Annotated in this window: 14 protein-coding genes; 5 read left to right on the forward strand and 9 right to left on the reverse strand. The window is 73.8% G+C overall.

The window, feature by feature from the left end:
* Positions 1–11: 11 nt before the first annotated feature.
* Positions 12–1,181, reverse strand: coding sequence for an energy-coupling factor ABC transporter permease (locus tag ACFYMO_RS25135; RefSeq protein WP_388549075.1), 1,170 nt, complete (start codon positions 1,179–1,181; stop codon positions 12–14).
* Between the two features lie 283 nt (positions 1,182–1,464).
* On the opposite strand from ACFYMO_RS25135, the gene ACFYMO_RS25140 reads away from it, so the two are divergent.
* Entirely contained in the window at positions 1,465–1,878 is a 414-nt protein-coding gene (locus ACFYMO_RS25140) for an SsgA family sporulation/cell division regulator (RefSeq protein WP_366773627.1), read from the forward strand.
* A 178-nt stretch (positions 1,879–2,056) separates the two neighbouring features.
* Here the strand turns inward: ACFYMO_RS25140 and ACFYMO_RS25145 are convergent, their stop codons facing one another.
* The gene (locus ACFYMO_RS25145) at positions 2,057–4,303 is read right to left on the reverse strand and encodes an MMPL family transporter (protein ID WP_366773628.1); all 2,247 of its coding nucleotides are present in this window, start codon (positions 4,301–4,303) and stop codon (positions 2,057–2,059) included.
* Between the two features lie 215 nt (positions 4,304–4,518).
* On the opposite strand from ACFYMO_RS25145, the gene ACFYMO_RS25150 reads away from it, so the two are divergent.
* The gene (locus ACFYMO_RS25150; RefSeq protein ID WP_388549079.1) at positions 4,519–7,971 is read left to right on the forward strand and encodes a S41 family peptidase; all 3,453 of its coding nucleotides are present in this window, start codon (positions 4,519–4,521) and stop codon (positions 7,969–7,971) included.
* 100 nt (positions 7,972–8,071) lie between these two features.
* The gene (locus tag ACFYMO_RS25155; RefSeq protein WP_388549082.1) at positions 8,072–8,281 is read left to right on the forward strand and encodes a hypothetical protein; all 210 of its coding nucleotides are present in this window, start codon (positions 8,072–8,074) and stop codon (positions 8,279–8,281) included.
* Between the two features lie 175 nt (positions 8,282–8,456).
* Here the strand turns inward: ACFYMO_RS25155 and ACFYMO_RS25160 are convergent, their stop codons facing one another.
* Genes ACFYMO_RS25160 through ACFYMO_RS25170 form a run of 3 tightly spaced genes read right to left on the reverse strand, consistent with a single transcriptional unit; the run spans position 8,457 to position 11,946 of the window.
* Complete coding sequence (locus ACFYMO_RS25160) at positions 8,457–9,347, reverse strand: SDR family oxidoreductase (RefSeq protein WP_366773632.1); 891 nt, start codon at positions 9,345–9,347, stop codon at positions 8,457–8,459.
* Positions 9,344–10,306 (reverse strand): alpha/beta hydrolase, encoded by a 963-nt coding sequence (locus ACFYMO_RS25165; protein WP_366773633.1) that lies wholly within the window; start codon positions 10,304–10,306, stop codon positions 9,344–9,346. Before ACFYMO_RS25165 ends, ACFYMO_RS25160 begins: the two co-directional genes overlap by 4 nt.
* Entirely contained in the window at positions 10,303–11,946 is a 1,644-nt protein-coding gene (locus tag ACFYMO_RS25170) for an NAD(P)/FAD-dependent oxidoreductase (protein WP_366773676.1), read from the reverse strand. The genes ACFYMO_RS25165 and ACFYMO_RS25170 overlap by 4 nt, the downstream gene beginning before the upstream one ends.
* Before the next feature lie 209 nt (positions 11,947–12,155).
* On the opposite strand from ACFYMO_RS25170, the gene ACFYMO_RS25175 reads away from it, so the two are divergent.
* Positions 12,156–12,995 (forward strand): MerR family transcriptional regulator, encoded by an 840-nt coding sequence (locus ACFYMO_RS25175; protein WP_366773634.1) that lies wholly within the window; start codon positions 12,156–12,158, stop codon positions 12,993–12,995.
* On the opposite strand, the gene ACFYMO_RS25180 is transcribed toward ACFYMO_RS25175, so the two are convergent.
* From ACFYMO_RS25180 to ACFYMO_RS25190, 3 genes are all read right to left on the reverse strand, one after another.
* Entirely contained in the window at positions 12,936–14,270 is a 1,335-nt protein-coding gene (locus ACFYMO_RS25180) for a cytochrome P450 (protein ID WP_388549087.1), read from the reverse strand. The two genes, ACFYMO_RS25175 and ACFYMO_RS25180, sit on opposite strands and share 60 nt — an antisense overlap.
* On the reverse strand, positions 14,267–15,175 hold the full coding sequence (locus ACFYMO_RS25185) for an alpha/beta hydrolase (RefSeq protein WP_366773635.1): 909 nt from the start codon (positions 15,173–15,175) through the stop codon (positions 14,267–14,269). The genes ACFYMO_RS25180 and ACFYMO_RS25185 overlap by 4 nt, the downstream gene beginning before the upstream one ends.
* Before the next feature lie 172 nt (positions 15,176–15,347).
* Positions 15,348–16,151 carry an exodeoxyribonuclease III gene (locus ACFYMO_RS25190; RefSeq protein ID WP_366773636.1) on the reverse strand — a complete coding sequence of 268 codons (804 nt, stop codon included), beginning with the start codon at positions 16,149–16,151 and terminating at the stop codon, positions 15,348–15,350.
* 296 nt (positions 16,152–16,447) lie between these two features.
* On the opposite strand from ACFYMO_RS25190, the gene ACFYMO_RS25195 reads away from it, so the two are divergent.
* On the forward strand, positions 16,448–16,960 hold the full coding sequence (locus ACFYMO_RS25195) for a GNAT family N-acetyltransferase (protein ID WP_366773637.1): 513 nt from the start codon (positions 16,448–16,450) through the stop codon (positions 16,958–16,960).
* A 36-nt stretch (positions 16,961–16,996) separates the two neighbouring features.
* On the opposite strand, the gene ACFYMO_RS25200 is transcribed toward ACFYMO_RS25195, so the two are convergent.
* Entirely contained in the window at positions 16,997–17,767 is a 771-nt protein-coding gene (locus tag ACFYMO_RS25200; protein ID WP_366773638.1) for a hypothetical protein, read from the reverse strand.
* Positions 17,768–17,896 lie beyond the last annotated feature (129 nt).

A 17,896-nucleotide genomic window follows, 5' to 3' on the forward strand; every position in this document is an offset into this window, starting at 1 on the left:
TCGGCCCTCCCCTAGCGCTCGGTCGCGGGCGGGCCGGACGCGGTGGAGGCGCCGGCTTCGGCGGGGGTGCCGGCGCTGTTGCGGCGGCGCACGGCGACGAAGACGCCCGAGCCGACGACGAGGGTGGCGCCCACGCCGATGACGCCCGCCAGGCCGCCGGACAGCCGGGAGTCGGCGATGTCCTCGACGCCGTAGTCGGCCAGTGGGGAGTCCTGCGCCGCGTGGTCCTCCGCCTGCTTGTCGATGCCGTTGTCGGCGGCAACCTTCTCCAGCCCGTCGGGGTCGGAGGACGCATAGAAGCTGAGCCCGCCCGCGCAGGCCAGGGTGACGACGAGCCCGGCGATCCACAGCGGGCGCACCGAACGGCGCCGCCCGGCGGCGGCCGGGGCGGTGTCGGCCGGGGCGGTGTCGGCCGGGGCGGTGTCGGCCGGGGCGGTGTCGGCCGGGTGCGGCTCGGCACCCGGCGCTCCGGCGTCCGACAGGGGCGAGGGCCGCAGTTCCAGCGGTGCGGCCAGCCGGTCGCGCGCCCCGTACACCAGGTCGGGGCGGACGGCGACGACGGCGCCGACCGTCGCGGCGGTGATCGCGGCCTCGCCGATGCCGATGAGCACGTGCACACCGACCATCGCTCCGAAGACCTTGCCCAGCGAGACGTCGGTCGTCCCGCCGAGCGCGTAGATCGCGGTGAAGGCGACCGCGGCCGCCGGTACCGAGACGAGCGCCGCGACGAAGGAGGCGCCGGTCACCACCGAGCGGCGGCGCGGCAGCACTCGCAGCAGCCCGCGGAAGACGGCGTAGGCGACCAGGACGGTCACCACGCCCATGTCCGTGATGTTGGTGCCCAGCGCGGTCAGTCCGCCGTCCGCGAAGAGCACACCCTGCAGGAGCAGTACGACGGAGACGCACAGCACGCCCGTGTACGGCCCCACGAGTATCGCGGCCAGCGCACCGCCCAGCAGATGGCCGCTGGTGCCGGCGGCCACCGGGAAGTTGAGCATCTGCACGGCGAAGATGAACGCCGCCACCAGTCCGGCCAGCGGTGCCGTCCGCTCCCCCGCTCCGCCGGGGCCGCCGCCCAACTCGCGCCGTGCGCCGCGCAGCGAGACGGCGAGGGCCGCGGCGGCCACGACTCCCGTACCGGCCGAAACGGGGGCATCGATGAATCCATCAGGTACGTGCATCGGGGGCACTCCGCTTTCTCACGGCTTCTCACAACGGCCCGGCAATGGCCTGGCAGCGGCCGTCTCCAGCCTTTTGAGAATAGCGGTCAGATGCAAAGCCTTCGCAAGAGGGCGTCGGGGACGCCCGGAATGGGCGGGGACGCCCCCCTGATCTCCGGCCTGTGGCAGAACTCACCAGCCGGTCCGGGTGTCCGGGCGGCGCCGCTGCGCGTCTGACAGGGCGAAGGGGCAACCCGGCCGGAGCGACGAGCGCGCCGGGAACCCCCGATCCGGAGGAGCAGAAGTGTCGAAGGTCATCACCCGTACCGTGCAGGCCCAGCTGATCGTCCGGCCGCCGGCGGCCCGGCCGCTGACCCCCGCGCTCCGCTACGAGACGGACGATCCGCTGGCGGTGCGGATCGTCTTCCCCGCCGAGATCTCCCTCGACGGCGCGGAGGTCGCCTGGGCCTTCTCCCGGGACCTGCTCGCCGAGGGGCTGCGCGGAGCCGCGGGCGAGGGCGACGTGCGGGCCCGCCCCGGCGGGCGGGGGCGGACGGTGGTCGAGCTGCACGCCGGCGAGGGGGTCGCGGTGCTGGAGTTCCGCACCGCCGACCTGGAGCGCTTCCTGCGGCACAGTTACGAGCTGGTGCCCGCCGGCACCGAGCGGGCGCTGCTGGACCTGGAGGAGGGTTTCGCGGCGCTGCTGCGGGGGGTCTGACGCGCGGGCTCCCGGCCGCGCGGTGTCCGGCGGCCCGCGACGAAAGCGCCCGCCCACGAGAAGCACCCAGCTACGCAAAGCGCCCGCCCATCCGGCCCCGGAGGGGAACGGATGGGCGGGCGAGGAGATGCGCCGGTCCCGCAAGGGGAGAGCCGGGGGCGCGCGCCCCCGGCGAGGGTCACACGCCGGTGCGCTCCGGCTCGCGGGGCGGGGGAACGGTGGCGGCCGACACCTGGTCGGGGTTCAGCTCCTTGCGGAGACCCTCACCCTCGACGTCCACGTTCGGCAGCAGCCGGTCCAGCCAGCGGGGCAGCCACCAGGCGCGCTCCCCCAGCAGGGCGAGCACCGCGGGCACGAGGGCCATCCGCACCACGAAGGCGTCGAAGAGGATCGCGACGGCGAGCCCGAAGCCCATCATCTTGATCATGGCTTCGGAGGACCCGATGAACCCGGCGAACACGCTGATCATGATGACGCCCGCGGCGGTCACCACGCGTGCGCCCAGCCGGAAGCCGGTGACGATGGCCTGGCCGGGGCCCTCCCCGTGGACGTGCGCCTCGCGCATCCGCGTCACGAGGAAGACCTCGTAGTCCATCGCGAGGCCGAAGATCACACCGATCATGAAGATCGGCATCATGCTCATGATCGGCCCGGTCTGCTCGACCCCGATCAGTCCGGCCAGCCAGCCCCACTGGAAGACGGCCACCACGGAACCCAGCGCCGCCAGCACCGAGAGCAGGAAGCCCAGGGCCGCCTTGAGCGGCACCAGCACCGAGCGGAAGACCAGCATCAGCAGCACGAAGGCCAGGCCCACGACGAGCGCCAGATAGGGCACCAGCGCGTCGTTCATGACCTGCGAGAAGTCGATGGCGACCGCCGTCGCGCCGGTCACCAGCAGCGTGGCCCCGGTCTTCTTCTCGATCGCGTCCGACTGGTCCCGGATGTCGTGCACGATCTTCTCGGTGCGCTCGTCGCTGGGACCGTACTTCGGAACGGCCGTCAGGGTGGCGGTGTCGCCGCTCTTGTTGAGCTGCGGAGGGCTGACGGCGACCACGCCGTCCGTCTTCTGCAGCCGCTTCTGCACCTCGGCGGCCGCGGCCTTCGGGTCGTCGGCGCCCTTGAGGTCGACCACACCCATCAGCGGACCGTTGAAGCCCGCGCCGAAACCGTCGGAGAGCAGGTCGTAGGCCTTGCGCTGGGTGGTGCTCTCCGGCTGGTTGCCCTCGTCGGGCAGCCCGAGCTGCATGGAGCCGACAGGCAGCGCCAGGGCGCCGAGCGCCAGCACGGCGGTGACCAGCACCAGGACGGGACGGCGCAGCACGAAGCCCGCCCAGCGGGCACCGGCCTTGGGACGCTGGCCCTCCGCGTCGGCGGCGGGCGGCACCCCGGTGGCGGGGTAGGCCTTGCGCACCCGGCGGCCGAAGATCCGCTTGCCGACCATGCCGAGCGCGGCGGGCACCAGCGTCAGCGCCACCAGGACGGCGATGACCACCGTGCCCGCGGCCGCCATCCCCATCTTGGTGAGGACCGGGATGTTGACGACGGAGAGCCCGACCAGCGCGATCACCACGGTGAGCCCGGCGAAGACCACGGCGGACCCGGCGGTGCCGACCGCCCGTCCGGCTGCCTCCTCGCGTTCCCGGCCCTCGGTCAGCTCCGCGCGATAGCGGGAGGCGATGAAGAGCGCGTAGTCGATGCCGACCGCCAGGCCGATCATCATCGCCAGCGTCGTGGTGTTGGCCGACAGGCCGAGGGTGGCGCCCAGCGCCGTGATCGAGGAGATGCCGATCATCACCCCGATCAGCGCGGTGACCAGCGGCAGCCCGGCCGCGATCAGCGAGCCGAAGGTGAGGATGAGCACCACGGCCGCGATCCCGATGCCGATGACCTCGGCGTTGCCCATCTCGGGCTCGACCAGCAGTGCGTCACCGCCGGTCTCCACGGTCAGCCCGGTCTTGCGGGCCTCCTTCGCGGTGTCCGCCAGGCCCTCCCGGGTCTTGTCGGTGATGTCCTGGGCCGGGACCTTGTACTGGACGGAGGCGTAGGCGATGCTGCCGTCCTTGCTGACGGCCCCGCTGCCCTTTTCGAACGGGTCGGAGACGCCGGCCGCCTGCCCGCCGCTCAGCTCCTCGCGGGCCTTCTCGACGGCGGCCTTGTTGGGTGCGGCGGTGATCTTCTCGCCGGTCGGGGCGCGGAAGACCATACGGGCCGTCGCGCCCTCCGCGTTGGCTTCCGGAACGCGGTCTTCCAGCAGGTCGAAGGCCTTCTGGGCCTGCGTGCCGGGCAGCGCGAAGTCGTCGTCGGGCGGAGTGGATGCGGTGGACGCGCCGACGCCGGCCGCGACCAGCAGCGCCACCCATATCAGGGCGACGATGCGGCGCCGCCGGAAGGCGAGTCTGCCGAGCTTGTACAGGAAGGTGGCCACGAGAGAGGTTCTCCGGTCTCGAGGTCGGACAGTGGGACGGTGCGGTGGAGCAGGGACGGCGGGGCCGACCGAGCCGAAGGTGCACGGCGGGGAGGTGCCGCGAGCCGACTATGAGAGCTCATGTCAATCGACGCTCGCTCGCACCCGCAGGATGAGTCCGCACCGGGACATGTGGGGCACATCACAACTTGCCCGGTCGCAAATACCCCCGAACCATGGGAAAGGTGACCGACGACGGCGCGTATCTCCGCTATCCGCATCTGCACGGCGAGCTGCTCTGCTTCACCACCGAGGACGACCTGTGGGCGGTCCGGCTCCCGGAACCGGGGGCGCCCTCGGAGCGGGCCCGGCGGCTGACGGTGGACCGCACCCGGATCAGCCACCCCCGCTTCTGCCCGGCCGGGGAGCGCATCGCCTACGTCAGCTGGCGCAGCCTGGACCCGGAGATCCACCTGGTCTCCGTCCGCGGGGGCGCGTCCCGGCGGCTGACCTACTGGGGCGCGACCGACACCCGGGTGCGGGGCTGGACCCCGGAGGGCGACGTCCTGGCGGTGGCCTCGCACGGGGAGCCCTTCGCGCACCGGGCCTGGGCCTACCGGGTCCCGGTCGACGGCCCGGACGGACCGCCCGCGGGCCGGCCGGACTCCTCCTGCCCGGGCAGCAGGCTGCCGTGGGGACCGGTGTCGGACATCGCGGTGGCCGAGCAGCGGGGCGAGCGCCGCACGCTGCTGCTGACCGGGACGCCGCCGCACGAGCCCGCGAGCTGGAAGCGGTACCGGGGCGGCGCCACAGGACGGCTGTGGCTCCAGGGGGAGCGGCTGCTGCCCGGCCTCGACGGGCACCTGGACTCGGTACTGCTCGTCGGGGACCGGATCGCCTTCCTCTCCGACCACGAGGGCGTCGGCAATCTCTACTCCTGCAACCCGGACGGCACCGACCTGCGGCGGCACACCGATCACGACGCGTTCTACGCCCGGCACGCGGCCACCGACGGGCGGCGGGTGGTCTACCAGTGCGCGGGGGAGCTGTGGCTGGTCGACGACTTCGCGCACGCGGCCCGGCCCCGCCGCCTGGACGTCCGCACCGGCAGCCAGCGCGCGGGGCGCCGCCCCTACCAGGTGCCCGCGGGCGCGCATGTCACCTCGCTGGCCGTCGACCCCACCGGCCGGGCGGGCGCGGTCGGGGTACGCGGCAGTCTGTACTGGCTCACCCACCGCGACGGCCCGGCCCGGGCCCTCGCGGACGCCCCCGGGGTCCGGGTGCGGCTGCCCACCATGCTGGGCGACACCGGGCGGATCGCCTACGTCACCGACGCGGAGGGCGAGGACGCGATCGAGATCGCCGATCTGCCCCGCGCCTCCCGCCCCCGGCCCGCCTACCGGATCGCCACCGGACAGCTGGGGCGGGTGCGGGAGCTGGTCGCCGCGCCGTCCGCCGAGCGGCTGGCCGTCGCCACGCACGACGGACGGCTGCTGCTGGTCGACGTGCCCGGTCCGGAGGAGACCCCGCAGGCCGCCGCGGAGCCCGCGGGGACCGGCGGGGACGGCGGGGACGGCGACGGCACGGCAGCCCCCGGCGCGGACGAGGCGGACGGGGCGGACGGGGCGGTCCCGGACGCGGCGGTCCCGGAGCCCGCGATCAGCGAGGTCGTGCGGTCCGCCAACGGCCCGGTGCACGATCCGGCCTTCTCCCCCGACTCCCGCTGGCTGGCCTGGGCGCACCCGGGGGTGGGCCGCTCGCTGTCCTGCATCCGGATCGCGAAGGTCGCCGATCGGAACGGCGCCGCAGCGGGCGAGTGTCCGGTCCTGGACGTCACGGACGGGCGGTTCGAGGACGAGCAGCCCGTCTTCACCCGCGACGGCCGCTATCTGGCGTTCCTGTCCTGGCGCGGCTTCGATCCGGTGTACGACGTGCACACCGGCGACCTCTCCTTCCCGCTGGGCTGCCGCCCGTACCTGGTGCCGCTCTCCTCCGCGACGCTCTCCCCGTTCGCGCTGACCCCGGAAGGGCGGCCGGCCGCGGGCGGGCTGGACCCGCAGGACCGGCAGGACGGCGAGGAGGCGGGCGGCGGGACTCCGGTGCTGGTGGAGGCGGAGGGACTCGCCAGCCGCGTGACGCCGTTCCCGGTGACGGCCTCGAAGTACGGGGCGCTGTGCCCGGTGGCCGGGGGCGGGTTGATCTGGTTGCGCTACCCGATCTCCGGCGCGCTCGGCGAGACCTTCGCCAACCCGGCCGACACCTCCGGCCGCCCGACGCTGGAGCACTTCGACCCGACCACCGCCAAGCGCACCGAACTCACCGGCGACATCGACTGGTTCGCACCCAGCGGCGACGGCACCCGGCTGGTCGTCAACGACGAGGGGCTGCTGCGGGTGGTCCCCGCCGACCAGCGGGCCGACGCGGACACCACCACCTTCATCGACCTGCGCCGCATCCTGCACGACGTCGATCCGGCGGCCGAATGGCGGCAGGCGTACGCGGAGGCGGGACGGCTGGTGCGGGCCTACTTCTGGGACCCGGGCATGAGCGGTGTCGACTGGACGGCCGTCCTGGAGCAGTACCGGCCGCTGGTCGAACACGTCGCCACCCCGGACGAGTTCGCCGACCTGCTGCGCGAGGTGCTCGGCGAACTGGGCACCTCGCACGCCTACGTCACCCCGGCGCGGCGCGACGAGGGACCGCCGCACTACCAGCGCCCCCTCGGCTTCCTGGGCGCCGATCTGATCCACACCCCGGAGGGCGACTGGCAACTGGCCCGGATCCTGCCCGGCGACTCCTCCGACTCCCGGGCCCGCTCCCCGCTGGCGGGCTCCCCGGTGCGGGAGGGCGCGGTGCTCACCCACGTCGACGCGCGCCCCGTCGACCCGGTCGCCGGCCCCGCGCCGCTGCTGGCGGCGGCGGGCGGCACCACCGTGGAGCTGACGCTCCGGCAGGCGGGGCCGCGGCGGGTCGCGGCCGTCCCGCTGATCGACGAGCGTCCGCTGCGCTACCAGGACTGGGTGGCCCGGCGCCGGGACGTCGTCCGCGAGCTGAGCGACGGCGCCTGCGGCTATCTGCACATCCCCGACATGGGCGGCTCCGGCTGGGCGCAGTTCAACCGGGATCTGCGGCTGGAGGTCTCCCGGCCCGCGCTCATCGTCGACGTCCGGGGCAACGCGGGCGGGCACATCAGCGAACTCGTGCTGGAGAAGCTCACCCGCACCATCCTGGGCTGGGACCTCACCCGCGACGCGCAACCGGTCACCTACACCGGCGACGCGCCGCGGGGCCCGGTGGTCGCCGTGGCGGACGAGGCGACCGCCTCGGACGGCGACATGATCATCGCGGCGTTCCGGCTGCTGGGCCTGGGTCCGGTCGTCGGGGCCCGCACCTGGGGCGGCGTCGTCGGGATGACGGGCCGGCACCGGCTCGGCGACGGCACCGTGATCACGGTGCCGATGAACGCCGCGTGGTTCGAGGGATACGGATGGTCGGTGGAGAACCGCGGGGTCGAGCCGGACATCGAGGTGCTGCGGACTCCGCTGGACTGGGCCGAGGGGCGCAGCTCCGTGCTGGGCACCGCCGTACGCACCGCCCTCGACCTGCTGGAGAGGCACCCCGCCCGGACTCCGCCCGGGTACGGGGACGTCCCCGACCGCTCCCGTCCCCCGCTCCCGCCGCGCCCCTGACCGGAACAGGGGCGATACCGGTTTTGTGCGCCATGCGGCTTATGGGATCGCGTGGCAGGGTGGAAAGTGCCCGTGCGTACACACGTCCGAAGGAGTGACGATGGGTCTCGCAGACCAGTTCAAGTCCAAGGCCGAGCAGCTCCGGCACAAGAGCGGCAAGTCCACGTCCGGCGACCACAAGCACGGCGGCGACCGCAAGCACGGCGGCGACCGCAAGCAGAGCGGTGGCCAGGACGCCACCGACAAGGCGCAGGAGCTGAAGGACAAGGCCCAGCAGCGCGCCCAGGAGTGGAAGGACAAGAACCACTGAGCCAGCGGGCGGCCCACCCCCTGCCCGACGGCAATCTCCGCGGGCCCGGTGGCGCACTGCTCAGGCACCGCCTCGGCATGCCACGGCTTCCTGCCCCCGCGACGGCGGCAGGAAGCCGCGGCACGTCCGGATGCCGGTACGGCCCCGGCATGCCGGGACAGCGCCCCCAAGCGTGTCAGCGCTCCGCGCGGGCCTTCTCGTCCGCCTCTCCGCCCGCGCCGACGAGCCCGGTGGCCACCCCGCCGGAGGACTCCAGCCGGGCGGCGACGGCCTTCATCTCGCGCTGCCCCAGCGGACCGCCGATCAACGGGGCGAGATAGCCGCGGATGCCCTGCATCCCGCGCAACCACCACTGTCCGTACACATGCGGGGAGCGGCGCTCGATGCCCGCGACGAGCCGGTCGACGGCCGGGCCCAGCGGGTAGGTCTTGTTGGTGGGCCACGGCAGCCGCTGCCGTACGTCGCGCATCACCTCGTCCGCGTCCGCGCCGCGCACCATGTCGGTGTCGGTCCAGCTCAGATAGCCGACGCCGACCCCGACTCCCTTGTGCCCGACCTCGGCACGCAGGCTGTGCGCGAACGCCTCCACGCCGGACTTGGAGGCGCAGTACGCCGTCATCATCGGCGCCGGGGTGATCGCTGCGAGCGAGGCGATCTGCAGGAAGTAGCCGCGCGATTCCTGCAGTACGGGCAGGAAGGCCCGGCCGGTGACGGCGCCGCCGATGAGGTTCACCTCGATGACCCGGCGCCAGGCGACCGGGTCGGAGTCCATGAACGGCCCGCCCGCGGCCACGCCGGCGTTGGCTACGGCGATGTCGACCTTCCCGAAGTGCGCCTTGACCTCGCGTGCGACCCGGGCCATCGCCTCGTGGTCGGTGACGTCGGCGTGCCAGTGCGCCGATTCGGTGTGCAGGGACGCGCTCACCCGCTCCAGTTCGTCCGGCTCCAGCCCGACGAGGGCGATCCTGGCGCCGCGTGCCGCCATCTTCCGGGCGAGCAGCGCTCCCACGCCGCGCGCCGCGCCCGTGATGACGGCGACCTGCCCCTCCAGTGCGACCCTGCTCATGCGCTCTTCTCCTTCTTCTTCGACGGCTTCGCCGTGCGCCCGGCGGTGGCGAGGTGGTCCCGGGCGAGCCCCGCCAGGACCTCGGCGACCGTCCCGGGCTCCTCCAGCGGCGTCATGTGCCCGCGTCCTTCGAGCTGGTGCACGCCTGTGCAGTCCGGCAGCAGGGCCGCCATCCGGTGGGCGTGCGGGAGCGGGGTGAGGCGGTCGTGGGTCCCGGCGACGACGGCGGTGGGCGCGTCCAGGTGCGGCACCTTGGCCGCCAGGTCGAGTCCGGCCAGCACCCCGCCCCACGCCGACCGCACCCGGGTGGGGCAGGCGTGCACGATGCGGGCGGTCGCCTCGACGGCGTCCCGCTCGGGCCGGGGCCCGAGCGTGCCGTAGGCGAGGGCCTTGCGGGTCAGCGGGGTGACGGGACCCAGCGGCGCGGCCGAGCCCAGCAGGGCGCGGTGCGCGACCGCGCGCACCCGCTCCGAACGGAACGGCAGCACCCGTGCCTGCCCCGTCAGGTGCTGCGCTCCGGTGCTGCACAGCAGCAGCGCGGCGCCGTGCTCGCGCAGCCGCTGCCGGCCCGCCGCTGCCATGATCGTCATGCCGCCCATCGAGTGGCCGCCGATGACGGCGCGCTCCCCCGGCTCCAGCGCCGCCTCCAGGACGGCGCACAGGTCGTCGGCGAGCATGGCGGTGCTGCACGCCATCGGGGTCGCGGGGGCCGGGCTGCGGCCGTGCCCGCGCTGGTCGTAGACCACGACGCGGTGGCCGCTCGCGGTCAGGTCCCGGATGACCGGCGCCCAGAACAGCGTCGAACAGGTCCAGCCGTGGGCGAGGACGACCGCGGGGTCGCCGGCCCGACCGTGCACCTCGACGGGGAAGCGCACCCCGTCCCCGGAGCGCGCCGTCAGCTCGCGCGCGGGCGCGGGCGGCGCGTAGCGCCCGGTGGGTCCGTTCAGAATGCGGCTCATCGCACGTCCTCCGCGGTGTCGCGGCGGGCCGGGGCGGCACTGCCGCTCCGCGCCGCAGTGGGCATGTCCTCCGCCGCGTGGAAGGCGCCGGTGGCCGCGCCCCGGCTCGTGCTCCCCGCGAGCAGCGGCGCCTTGCGGCGGGCCGCACCCGCGCCGCCGGGGCGCAGCACTTCGTACTCCTCCAGCCACACCTCCCGGGTGGCCTTGCGGAATTCGGCCGTGGTGCCGGGCCACACGGCCACCGGACGGCCCTGCGCGTCCAGGTACCAGCTCGTGCAGCCGGTCTCCCACACGCTGGAGGCGATGCGTTCGCGCAGCTTGGCGTTGTAGGTGTGCTGCGCGATCGGCCGGACGTCCAGTGCGGCCTTGTCACCGCCGCCGAGGGTGTCCAGCTTCCGCACGTAGTCGACCAGGTAGTTCAGCTGCGCCTCGATGATCAGCACCATCGAGCTGGTGCCCAGGCCGGTGTTCGGCCCGATGACGAAGAGGAAGTTGGGGAAGCCGGCCACGGTCGTCCCGCGCAGCGCGTTCATCCCGTCCTCGGCCCAGGCCTCGGCGAGCGTCTCGCCGTCGGCGCCCTTGACCAGGTGGGCGAGCGGCATGTCGGAGACGTGGAAGCCGCTGCAGAAGACCACCGCGTCGACCTCCACCTCGCGGCCGTCCGCGGAGACCAGCGTGTTGCCGCGGACCTCCTTGAGGCCGGAGTCGACGACGTGCGTGTTGTGCTGGGCGAGCGCCGGGTAGTAGTCGTCGGACAGCAGCGTGCGCTTGCAGCCGACGCGGTAGTCCGGCGACAGCTTGCGGCGCAGCTCGGGGTCCTTGACCGCGCGCTTCATGTGCAGCTTGGAGATCTTCTCCACGGCGGGCAGCAGGTTCGGGTAGTTGGCGAAGACCTGCGTCTCCAGCTCCCGTACGCCCCACAGCGCGAAGCGGCGCAGCTTCTGGGTGGCGGGGAAGCGGGCGTGCAGCTTCCGCTCGGTGGCGCTGATGCGGCGGTCGTTGCGCGGCAGCACCCAGGCCGGGGTGCGCTGGAAGACGGTCAGCTCGCCGACGACCGGCTGGATGGCGGGGATGATCTGGATCGCCGAGGCACCGGTGCCGACCACCGCCACCCGCTTGCCCCGCAGGTCGTAGTCGTGGTCCCAGGTGGCCGAGTGGAAGACCTTCCCCTCGAAGGAGTCCAGGCCGGGGATGTCGGGCAGCTTGGGTTCGGAGAGCGGGCCGGTGGCGGAGACGACCAGGTCGGCCGTGAGCGTGCCGGCGGAGGTCTCCACCCGCCAGTGCAGCTCCTCCGCGTCCCAGCTCAGCTGCTGCACCTCGGTGTTGAAGCGGATGTGCTGGCGCAGCCCGAAGGTGTCGGCGACCTGCTCCAGGTAGGCGCGGATGTCCGGCTGGGGCGAGAAGCTGCGCGGCCAGTCGGCGTTGGGCGCGAAGGAGAAGGAGTACAGGTGCGAGGGGATGTCGCACGCGCATCCCGGATAGGTGTTGTCGTGCCAGGTGCCGCCGACGGCTTCCCGGCGCTCCAGGACGACGAAGTCCGTCATCCCCGCGCGGCGCAACCGCACTGCGGCTCCCAGGCCGCCGAACCCCGTGCCGATCACCGCCACCCGTACGTGTTCCTGCTCGTGCTCGGCCGCCATGCCGCCGCCTCCCGGATCTGTCACGTGCTGCGTCGTGGGTGTCGCGTCCTGTCGCGCTCGCGCACTGCGGACCCCAAACCGTGCCAGTAATCACTGGCACAGTCTTGAGAGTAGGGCAGTCGCATACTCATGGGTAGGGGTCGACGCGAGGAAAGTTACCGACGGTCGCACCGAGGCGGACGTCCCCGGCGTCCGCCTAGGCTGGGGGCGTGGCGAGCGCGAACGAGCAACACACGACGGACGGAGCCGGTCCACCCGCCGGGGACCCGGCCGCTGGGCCGACCACCGGGCAGCGGGAGTTCCGCGCGCACCAACTGGCGGAAGCCGCCGGAATCACCACCCGCACCCTGCGCTTCTACCGCGAACGCAAACTCCTCCCACCACCCCGCCGCGAGGGCCGCATCGCCTGGTACGACGAGCACCACCTCGCGCGGCTGCGCAGCATCACCGCGCTGCTGGCCCGCGGCCACACCCTCGGCGGCATCGCCGACCTCCTCGACGCCTTCGAGAAGGGCCGCGACGTCCGCACCGCCGCCGAGGTCATGGGCCTGGACAGCGCGCTGGTCACCCCCTTCTCCGAAGAGATCCCCGTCCGGCTCACCCCGGAGGAACTCGCCGACCGCTTCCAGGGCGAGGTCACGCCCGAGAACCTGGCCGACTCCCTGGACCTCGGCTACGTGGCCGTCGACGGCGACGAGTTCGTCCACACCAGCCGCCGCCTGCTGGACGGCTCCGCCGAACTGGTGACCAAGGGCATCCCGCTGGCCGATGTACTGGCCGCGGCCCGCGAACTGCGCACCCAGACCGACGAGATCGCCGCCACCTTCGCCCGCCTCTTCCGCACCCACCTGCTGCCCCGGCAGCAGTCCACCGACCCGGCCGAGCTGAACGACCTGCTCACCCAGCTGGCACCGACCGCCAAACAGATCGTCGAGGCGGAACTGGGCCTGGCCCTGGACCGGCGGGTACGCGCCGAACTGGAGGACTGGCTAGGCACCGGACAGCCGGACCGGCAGTGCCTTGATCCCGTGGATGAAGTTGGAGACTAGCCGGCGCACCTGCCCGGCCCCCTCCCCCGGCGGCAGCAGCTCGTACGGCGGCAGCAGCCGCGCCGCCTCCTGGTGCAGAACGCGCAACTGGAGGCGCGCGAAATGGGCGCCCATGCACACGTGCGGACCCGCACCGAACACCACGTGCGGATTGTGCGCACGGGCCAGATCCAGCGTGTGCGGCGCTTCGAATACCCGCTCGTCATAGTTGGCGGACGCGTGGAAGACCACCACCTTCTCGCCCGCACCGATCCGCCGCCCCGACAGTTCGAGATCCCGGACCGCGGTGCGCCGGAAACTGAGCACCGGGGTGTGCCAGCGCAGCAGTTCCTCCACCGCCACCGCCTGTGCCTGCACCTGCCCGGCCCGCACCAGCTCCCGCAGGGTGCGCTGGGCACGCGGATGCTGCGCCAGCGCGAGCAACCCGCCCGGGGCGGCGCTGCGCACCGTGTCGTTGCCCGCGACCGTCAGCAGGAAGAAGAACATCTCCAACTCGGCACCCGTCAACTCGTGTGCCAGCGCGGTCATGACATCGTCCGCCGGATGCGCCCGCTTGTGCGCCGCCAACCCGCGCGCGTAGTCGAACATCTCCTGGAGCATGGCCGGCGAGCGCGGATCGGCCGGACGGCCGTCCGGACCGAGCACGGCACGGGCCTGATCCGGGTCCTGGTAGCCGATGATCCGCTCGGTCCACTCCAGCAGCAGCCCCCGGTCCCCGGCGGGCACCCCCAGCAGGTCCGCGAGGTTCAGCAGCGCGAAATCGTCGGTGACCGCAGCCACCAGATCGCAGCTCCCCCGCTCCCGCGCCTGCCTCAGCGCCCCCGCCAGGAGTCTGCGCGCCCGCTGCCGCACCCGGGCCTCGAACCGCTCCACGCGGCGCCGGGTGAAGGCGCGGCTGACCAGAGTGCGCAGCCGGTTGTGGGCCGGCGGATCCTGGTTGAGCATCATCCGGCGGATGAACGGCAGATCCCCCGGCGCCGGATCGCGGATCTGGGTGGCGCCCTCGTACGAGGAGAAGTCACCGGGCGAACCCAGCACCCGCAGCACGTCCGCATGCCGCGTCACCGCCCAGAACCCCGGCCCCGCGGGCCAGCCCAGCACCTCGTACTCCACCTGCCAGGCCACGGGCTCGCCGTCCCGCAGAGCGCGGAACACCTCGTGCGGCAGGCCGCTCGCGTAGCGGCGCGGATCGAACACGTCCCGGTCGGAGACCGGTACGCCGGGGTCCGGGGCGCCGGAAGCCGGTAGGGCGGGGTCCGGGGCGGCGCCGCTCACGCGCCCTCCCGCCCGCGCGGGACGCGGACTCCGCCGGGGCCGCCGGGGCCGCCGTCCGGGCCCCCGCCGGGCTGCCCGTCGGCGCGCAGGAAGTCCTCCACCGCCCGCACGGTCTCCAGCGGCGTCTCGTCGAGCGGATAGTGACCGGCCGCGGGCAGCTCCACGAGTTCGGCGGCCGTGTACCAGCGCAGCCATGTGGTGCGGACCACCTCGGCCGACAGCACCGGGTCGCCGTCCCCGACCACCAGCCGCACCGGCACCCGGCACCCCCGCACCTCCCCGTGGAAATCCTCCAGGGCCCAGGAGTCCAGCCAGCGGCGGAACGCGGCCGGATCGGTGCACGAGACCGACCGCTCGACCATCAGATCCAGCCAGGCGTCCGGGCGGCGGTTGCCCGTGGTGTAGTCGATGATCGCCCTGCGGTTGGCCGGGCGCCGCGCGGCCTCCGCGAACAGCTCCCACTGCTCGCCCCGCAGCGGCACCCCGCTCGCCGGCACCGGCGCGATCCCCACCATCCGCCGCACCCGCCCGGGTGCCGCCAGCACCACCCGCTGCATCACGGCCGCGCCCATCGAGTGCCCGACCAGCGAGAACCGCTCCCAGCCGAGCGCGTCCGCCAGCGCCAGCACGTCCCGCGCGGCCTCACCCGCCGTACAGGCGCCCGGGATGCCCCGCGCCTCGCCGTAGCCGCGCAGATCGGGAACGGCATAGCTGAACGTGGCACGGTCGAGCACGTCGAGCACCGGCGCATAGGCACGCCGGTCCGCGAACCAGCCGTGTACGGCGATCACATGATGCGCACCGTCACCGATCCGGGTGGCGGGCAAGGCGACGGCACCGGCACCCGCCCCCGTCCCGTCCGTTCCCGTTCCGTCCTCGGCTCCGCACTCCGCGGCAGCGTCCATGGCGGCCTCCCCTGGGGACGGCGGGGCCCTCGCCCCACCGGCTCCACGGTGGCCCGGCCCGCACCGGCCGCACAAGACCACGGCACCCGCCGAAGCCCCGGCCACGTCGCGGTGTCACGAGCACCCGGCGGGCGCCCGGGAGAGGCGCAGACCGGTTCTGGAAGCAGCCGGCTCAGACCCCGTAGTCGACGGTCACCGGCGCATGGTCGCTCCACCGCTCGGCGTGCGTGGCGGCCCGCTCCACATACGCCTTCACCGCGCGCTCGGCCAGGCCCGGTGTGGACATGTGGTAATCGATCCGCCATCCCGTGTCGTTGTCGAAGGCACGGCCCCGGTACGACCACCACGAGTACGGCCCCGCGACATCCGGATGGAGCGCCCGGACGACATCCGTGCAGCCGCCGTCCTGCGGGTCGAGGACTTGGGAGAGCCAGGCGCGCTCCTCGGGCAGGAACCCGGAGCTCTTCTTGTTGCCGCGCCAGTTCTTCAGGTCGGCCTCCTGGTGGGCGATGTTCCAGTCGCCGCAGACCAGCACCTCACGCCCGGCCGCCGCCGCCCGCTCCCGCAGATCGCGCAGGTAGGGCAGGAACGCCGCCATGAAGCGCTCCTTCTCGTCCTGCCGCTCGGTGCCGACCTCCCCCGAGGGCAGATACAGGCTCGCGACCGTCAGACCGGGCAGGTCCGCCTCCAGGTACCGGCCGGACTCCTCGAACTCGGGTGCGCCGAAGCCGACCCGCACACTGTCGGGCTCCCGGCGGGTGAGCAGCGCCACACCGGCCCTGCCCTTCGCGGAGGACGGTGCCCAGAAGGCGTGCCATCCCTCCGGGTACCGCACCGCCTCGGGCAGCTGCTCGGGCTCCGCGCGGACCTCCTGGAGGCAGACCACGTCCGCGTCGGTGGCCGCCAGCCACTCCGCGTACCCCTTCTTCGCCGCGGCCCGCAATCCGTTCACGTTGACCGTGCTCACCTTGTGCACAACATGCTCCTCATCGGTACGCGCATCCGTCGCACCATATGCCGGTGCAGCCCGCGACCGACGTGCCGCTGTCGCCGCCCCGCGCCTCCGGCGCCTGCCCTCGGCGGAGGGCTGCCCGGCCTGTGACCGACGACACGGAGCAGGCGTGATCGGGACATGACCAGCCGATGCGCCCCACCGGCCGCCCGGGGGCAAGGCACTGCGCTGCCTCTTGCGGAGGGAAGGTGCCGGGAGGGGCCCGCCGCAGCGGCCGACCGGCCGCCCCCTCGCGCTTCCGTCCGCTCTACGATGCCCGCATGCAGATCGTTCCCGTCGGTTACGACCACCCGGACGCCCGGAAGCTCAGCGACCTCGTGCTCCAGGAGTACGCGCTGCGCTACGGCGATCCGGAAGGCGACGCGACGCCACTGGATCCGTCGATGTTCCAGCCGCCACGCGGTCTGTATCTGCTGGCCTACGACGCGCAGCAGCGGCCGGTGGCCACCGGCGCCTGGCGCGCGCGGGACGCCGCGCACGGGCCGGATGAGGAGGACGAGAACTACGCGGACGGCGACGCCGAGCTCAAGCGGATGTTCGTCGTGCCCGAGGTGCGCGGCCAGGGCCTCGCACGCCGGATCCTGGCGCTGCTGGAGGACGACGCCCGGGAGGCGGGCCGCACCCGGGTGGTGCTGGAGACGGGGCTGCAGCAGCCGGAAGCCATCGCGCTGTACACGTCATCGGGATATGTTCCGGCCCCGGCGAAGTTCGGCCACTACCGGTTCCACACGGAGAGCCGCTGCTTCGTCAAGCCGCTGCGCGGAACCGACTGACCGCACCGGAGCCCGCAGGGCCGTCCGACAGCCCGGTCAACAGGCGGGCGCAGCACCCTCTCCGGTCACATCCCCGAACCCGGTCACGTCCCCGGTCACCCCTCTGGCGAAGTCGGCGACCTGCGCGATGCCGATCTCCTCGACCGAGACGACCCGCACCCCGGGCCCCACGGCGTCGGCGCCGCCCCCGGCCAGCCGCGCGGTCAGTGCCCGACCGGGCGGCAGTTCGATCCACCGGTCCGCGCCGGTCCCCCGCAGGGCCGCCGTGACGGCCTCGTGCCGGACCGGCAGCGCGACGGAGCGGGCCAGGTCGTCGAAGACGCCGTTGGCGTCGCCGTGCAGACACAGACCGCTGGTGCCGGCCACGTAGGGCAGCGCGTGGTTACGGCGCGGCACCGTGGCCAGGTGCTGTGCCATCCGGATGCCCAGATCGTGCGGGGGCTCCGCCGCCCGCTCCACGAGTTCGGCACGCAGCCGCACGGCCCGCAGCGCCTCCGGGAAGGTGAGCAGTCCCGCGACGACGGCCGCCGCGTAGCCGCCGAGCCCGTGGCCCGCCACGGCGGCCGGGAGGACCTCCTCGTCCTCGACCAGCGCTCTGGCACCGGCCACCCCGGCGACCAGCAGGCTCACGTGCCGCGCCACCTCGGACCCGGCCAGCGCCTCGGCGGTGTCCAGCTCCGCGACCCCTCCCGGATGGTCCCACTCGGCCTCGGCCAGCACGGTCGCCGAGGCGGCCGTGTCCGGCAGCCGGTGCAGCATGCCGGCCCGCAGCGAGTCCGGGCCGGGGAAGAGGAACGCGACGCTCATGGGGTCACCCTCACCCGCCGCACCCCGCCGGTGCCAGTCGCAGCACCGTACGGATCGCGCGGCGGAGCGCGACACCGGACGGGACCGGCCGAGGATCCGGGCCGCGAGGGCTGCCGTCGGGGCGAATCC

Source organism: Streptomyces sp. NPDC007025, assembly GCF_042869455.1.
Lineage (GTDB): Bacteria > Actinomycetota > Actinomycetes > Streptomycetales > Streptomycetaceae > Streptomyces.

Excerpts from the sequence above, each read along its gene's own strand:
- ACFYMO_RS25135 (WP_388549075.1), bottom strand. The coding sequence starts at position 1,181 with ATGCACGTACCTGATGGATTCATCGATGCCCCCGTTTCGGCCGGTACG.
- ACFYMO_RS25150 (WP_388549079.1), top strand. The coding sequence starts at position 4,519 with ATGGGAAAGGTGACCGACGACGGCGCGTATCTCCGCTATCCGCATCTG.
- ACFYMO_RS25155 (WP_388549082.1), top strand. The coding sequence starts at position 8,072 with ATGGGTCTCGCAGACCAGTTCAAGTCCAAGGCCGAGCAGCTCCGGCAC.
- ACFYMO_RS25160 (WP_366773632.1), bottom strand. The coding sequence starts at position 9,347 with ATGAGCAGGGTCGCACTGGAGGGGCAGGTCGCCGTCATCACGGGCGCG.
- ACFYMO_RS25165 (WP_366773633.1), bottom strand. The coding sequence starts at position 10,306 with ATGAGCCGCATTCTGAACGGACCCACCGGGCGCTACGCGCCGCCCGCG.
- ACFYMO_RS25170 (WP_366773676.1), bottom strand. The coding sequence starts at position 11,946 with ATGGCGGCCGAGCACGAGCAGGAACACGTACGGGTGGCGGTGATCGGC.
- ACFYMO_RS25185 (WP_366773635.1), bottom strand. The coding sequence starts at position 15,175 with ATGGACGCTGCCGCGGAGTGCGGAGCCGAGGACGGAACGGGAACGGAC.
- ACFYMO_RS25195 (WP_366773637.1), top strand. The coding sequence starts at position 16,448 with ATGCAGATCGTTCCCGTCGGTTACGACCACCCGGACGCCCGGAAGCTC.
- ACFYMO_RS25200 (WP_366773638.1), bottom strand. The coding sequence starts at position 17,767 with ATGAGCGTCGCGTTCCTCTTCCCCGGCCCGGACTCGCTGCGGGCCGGC.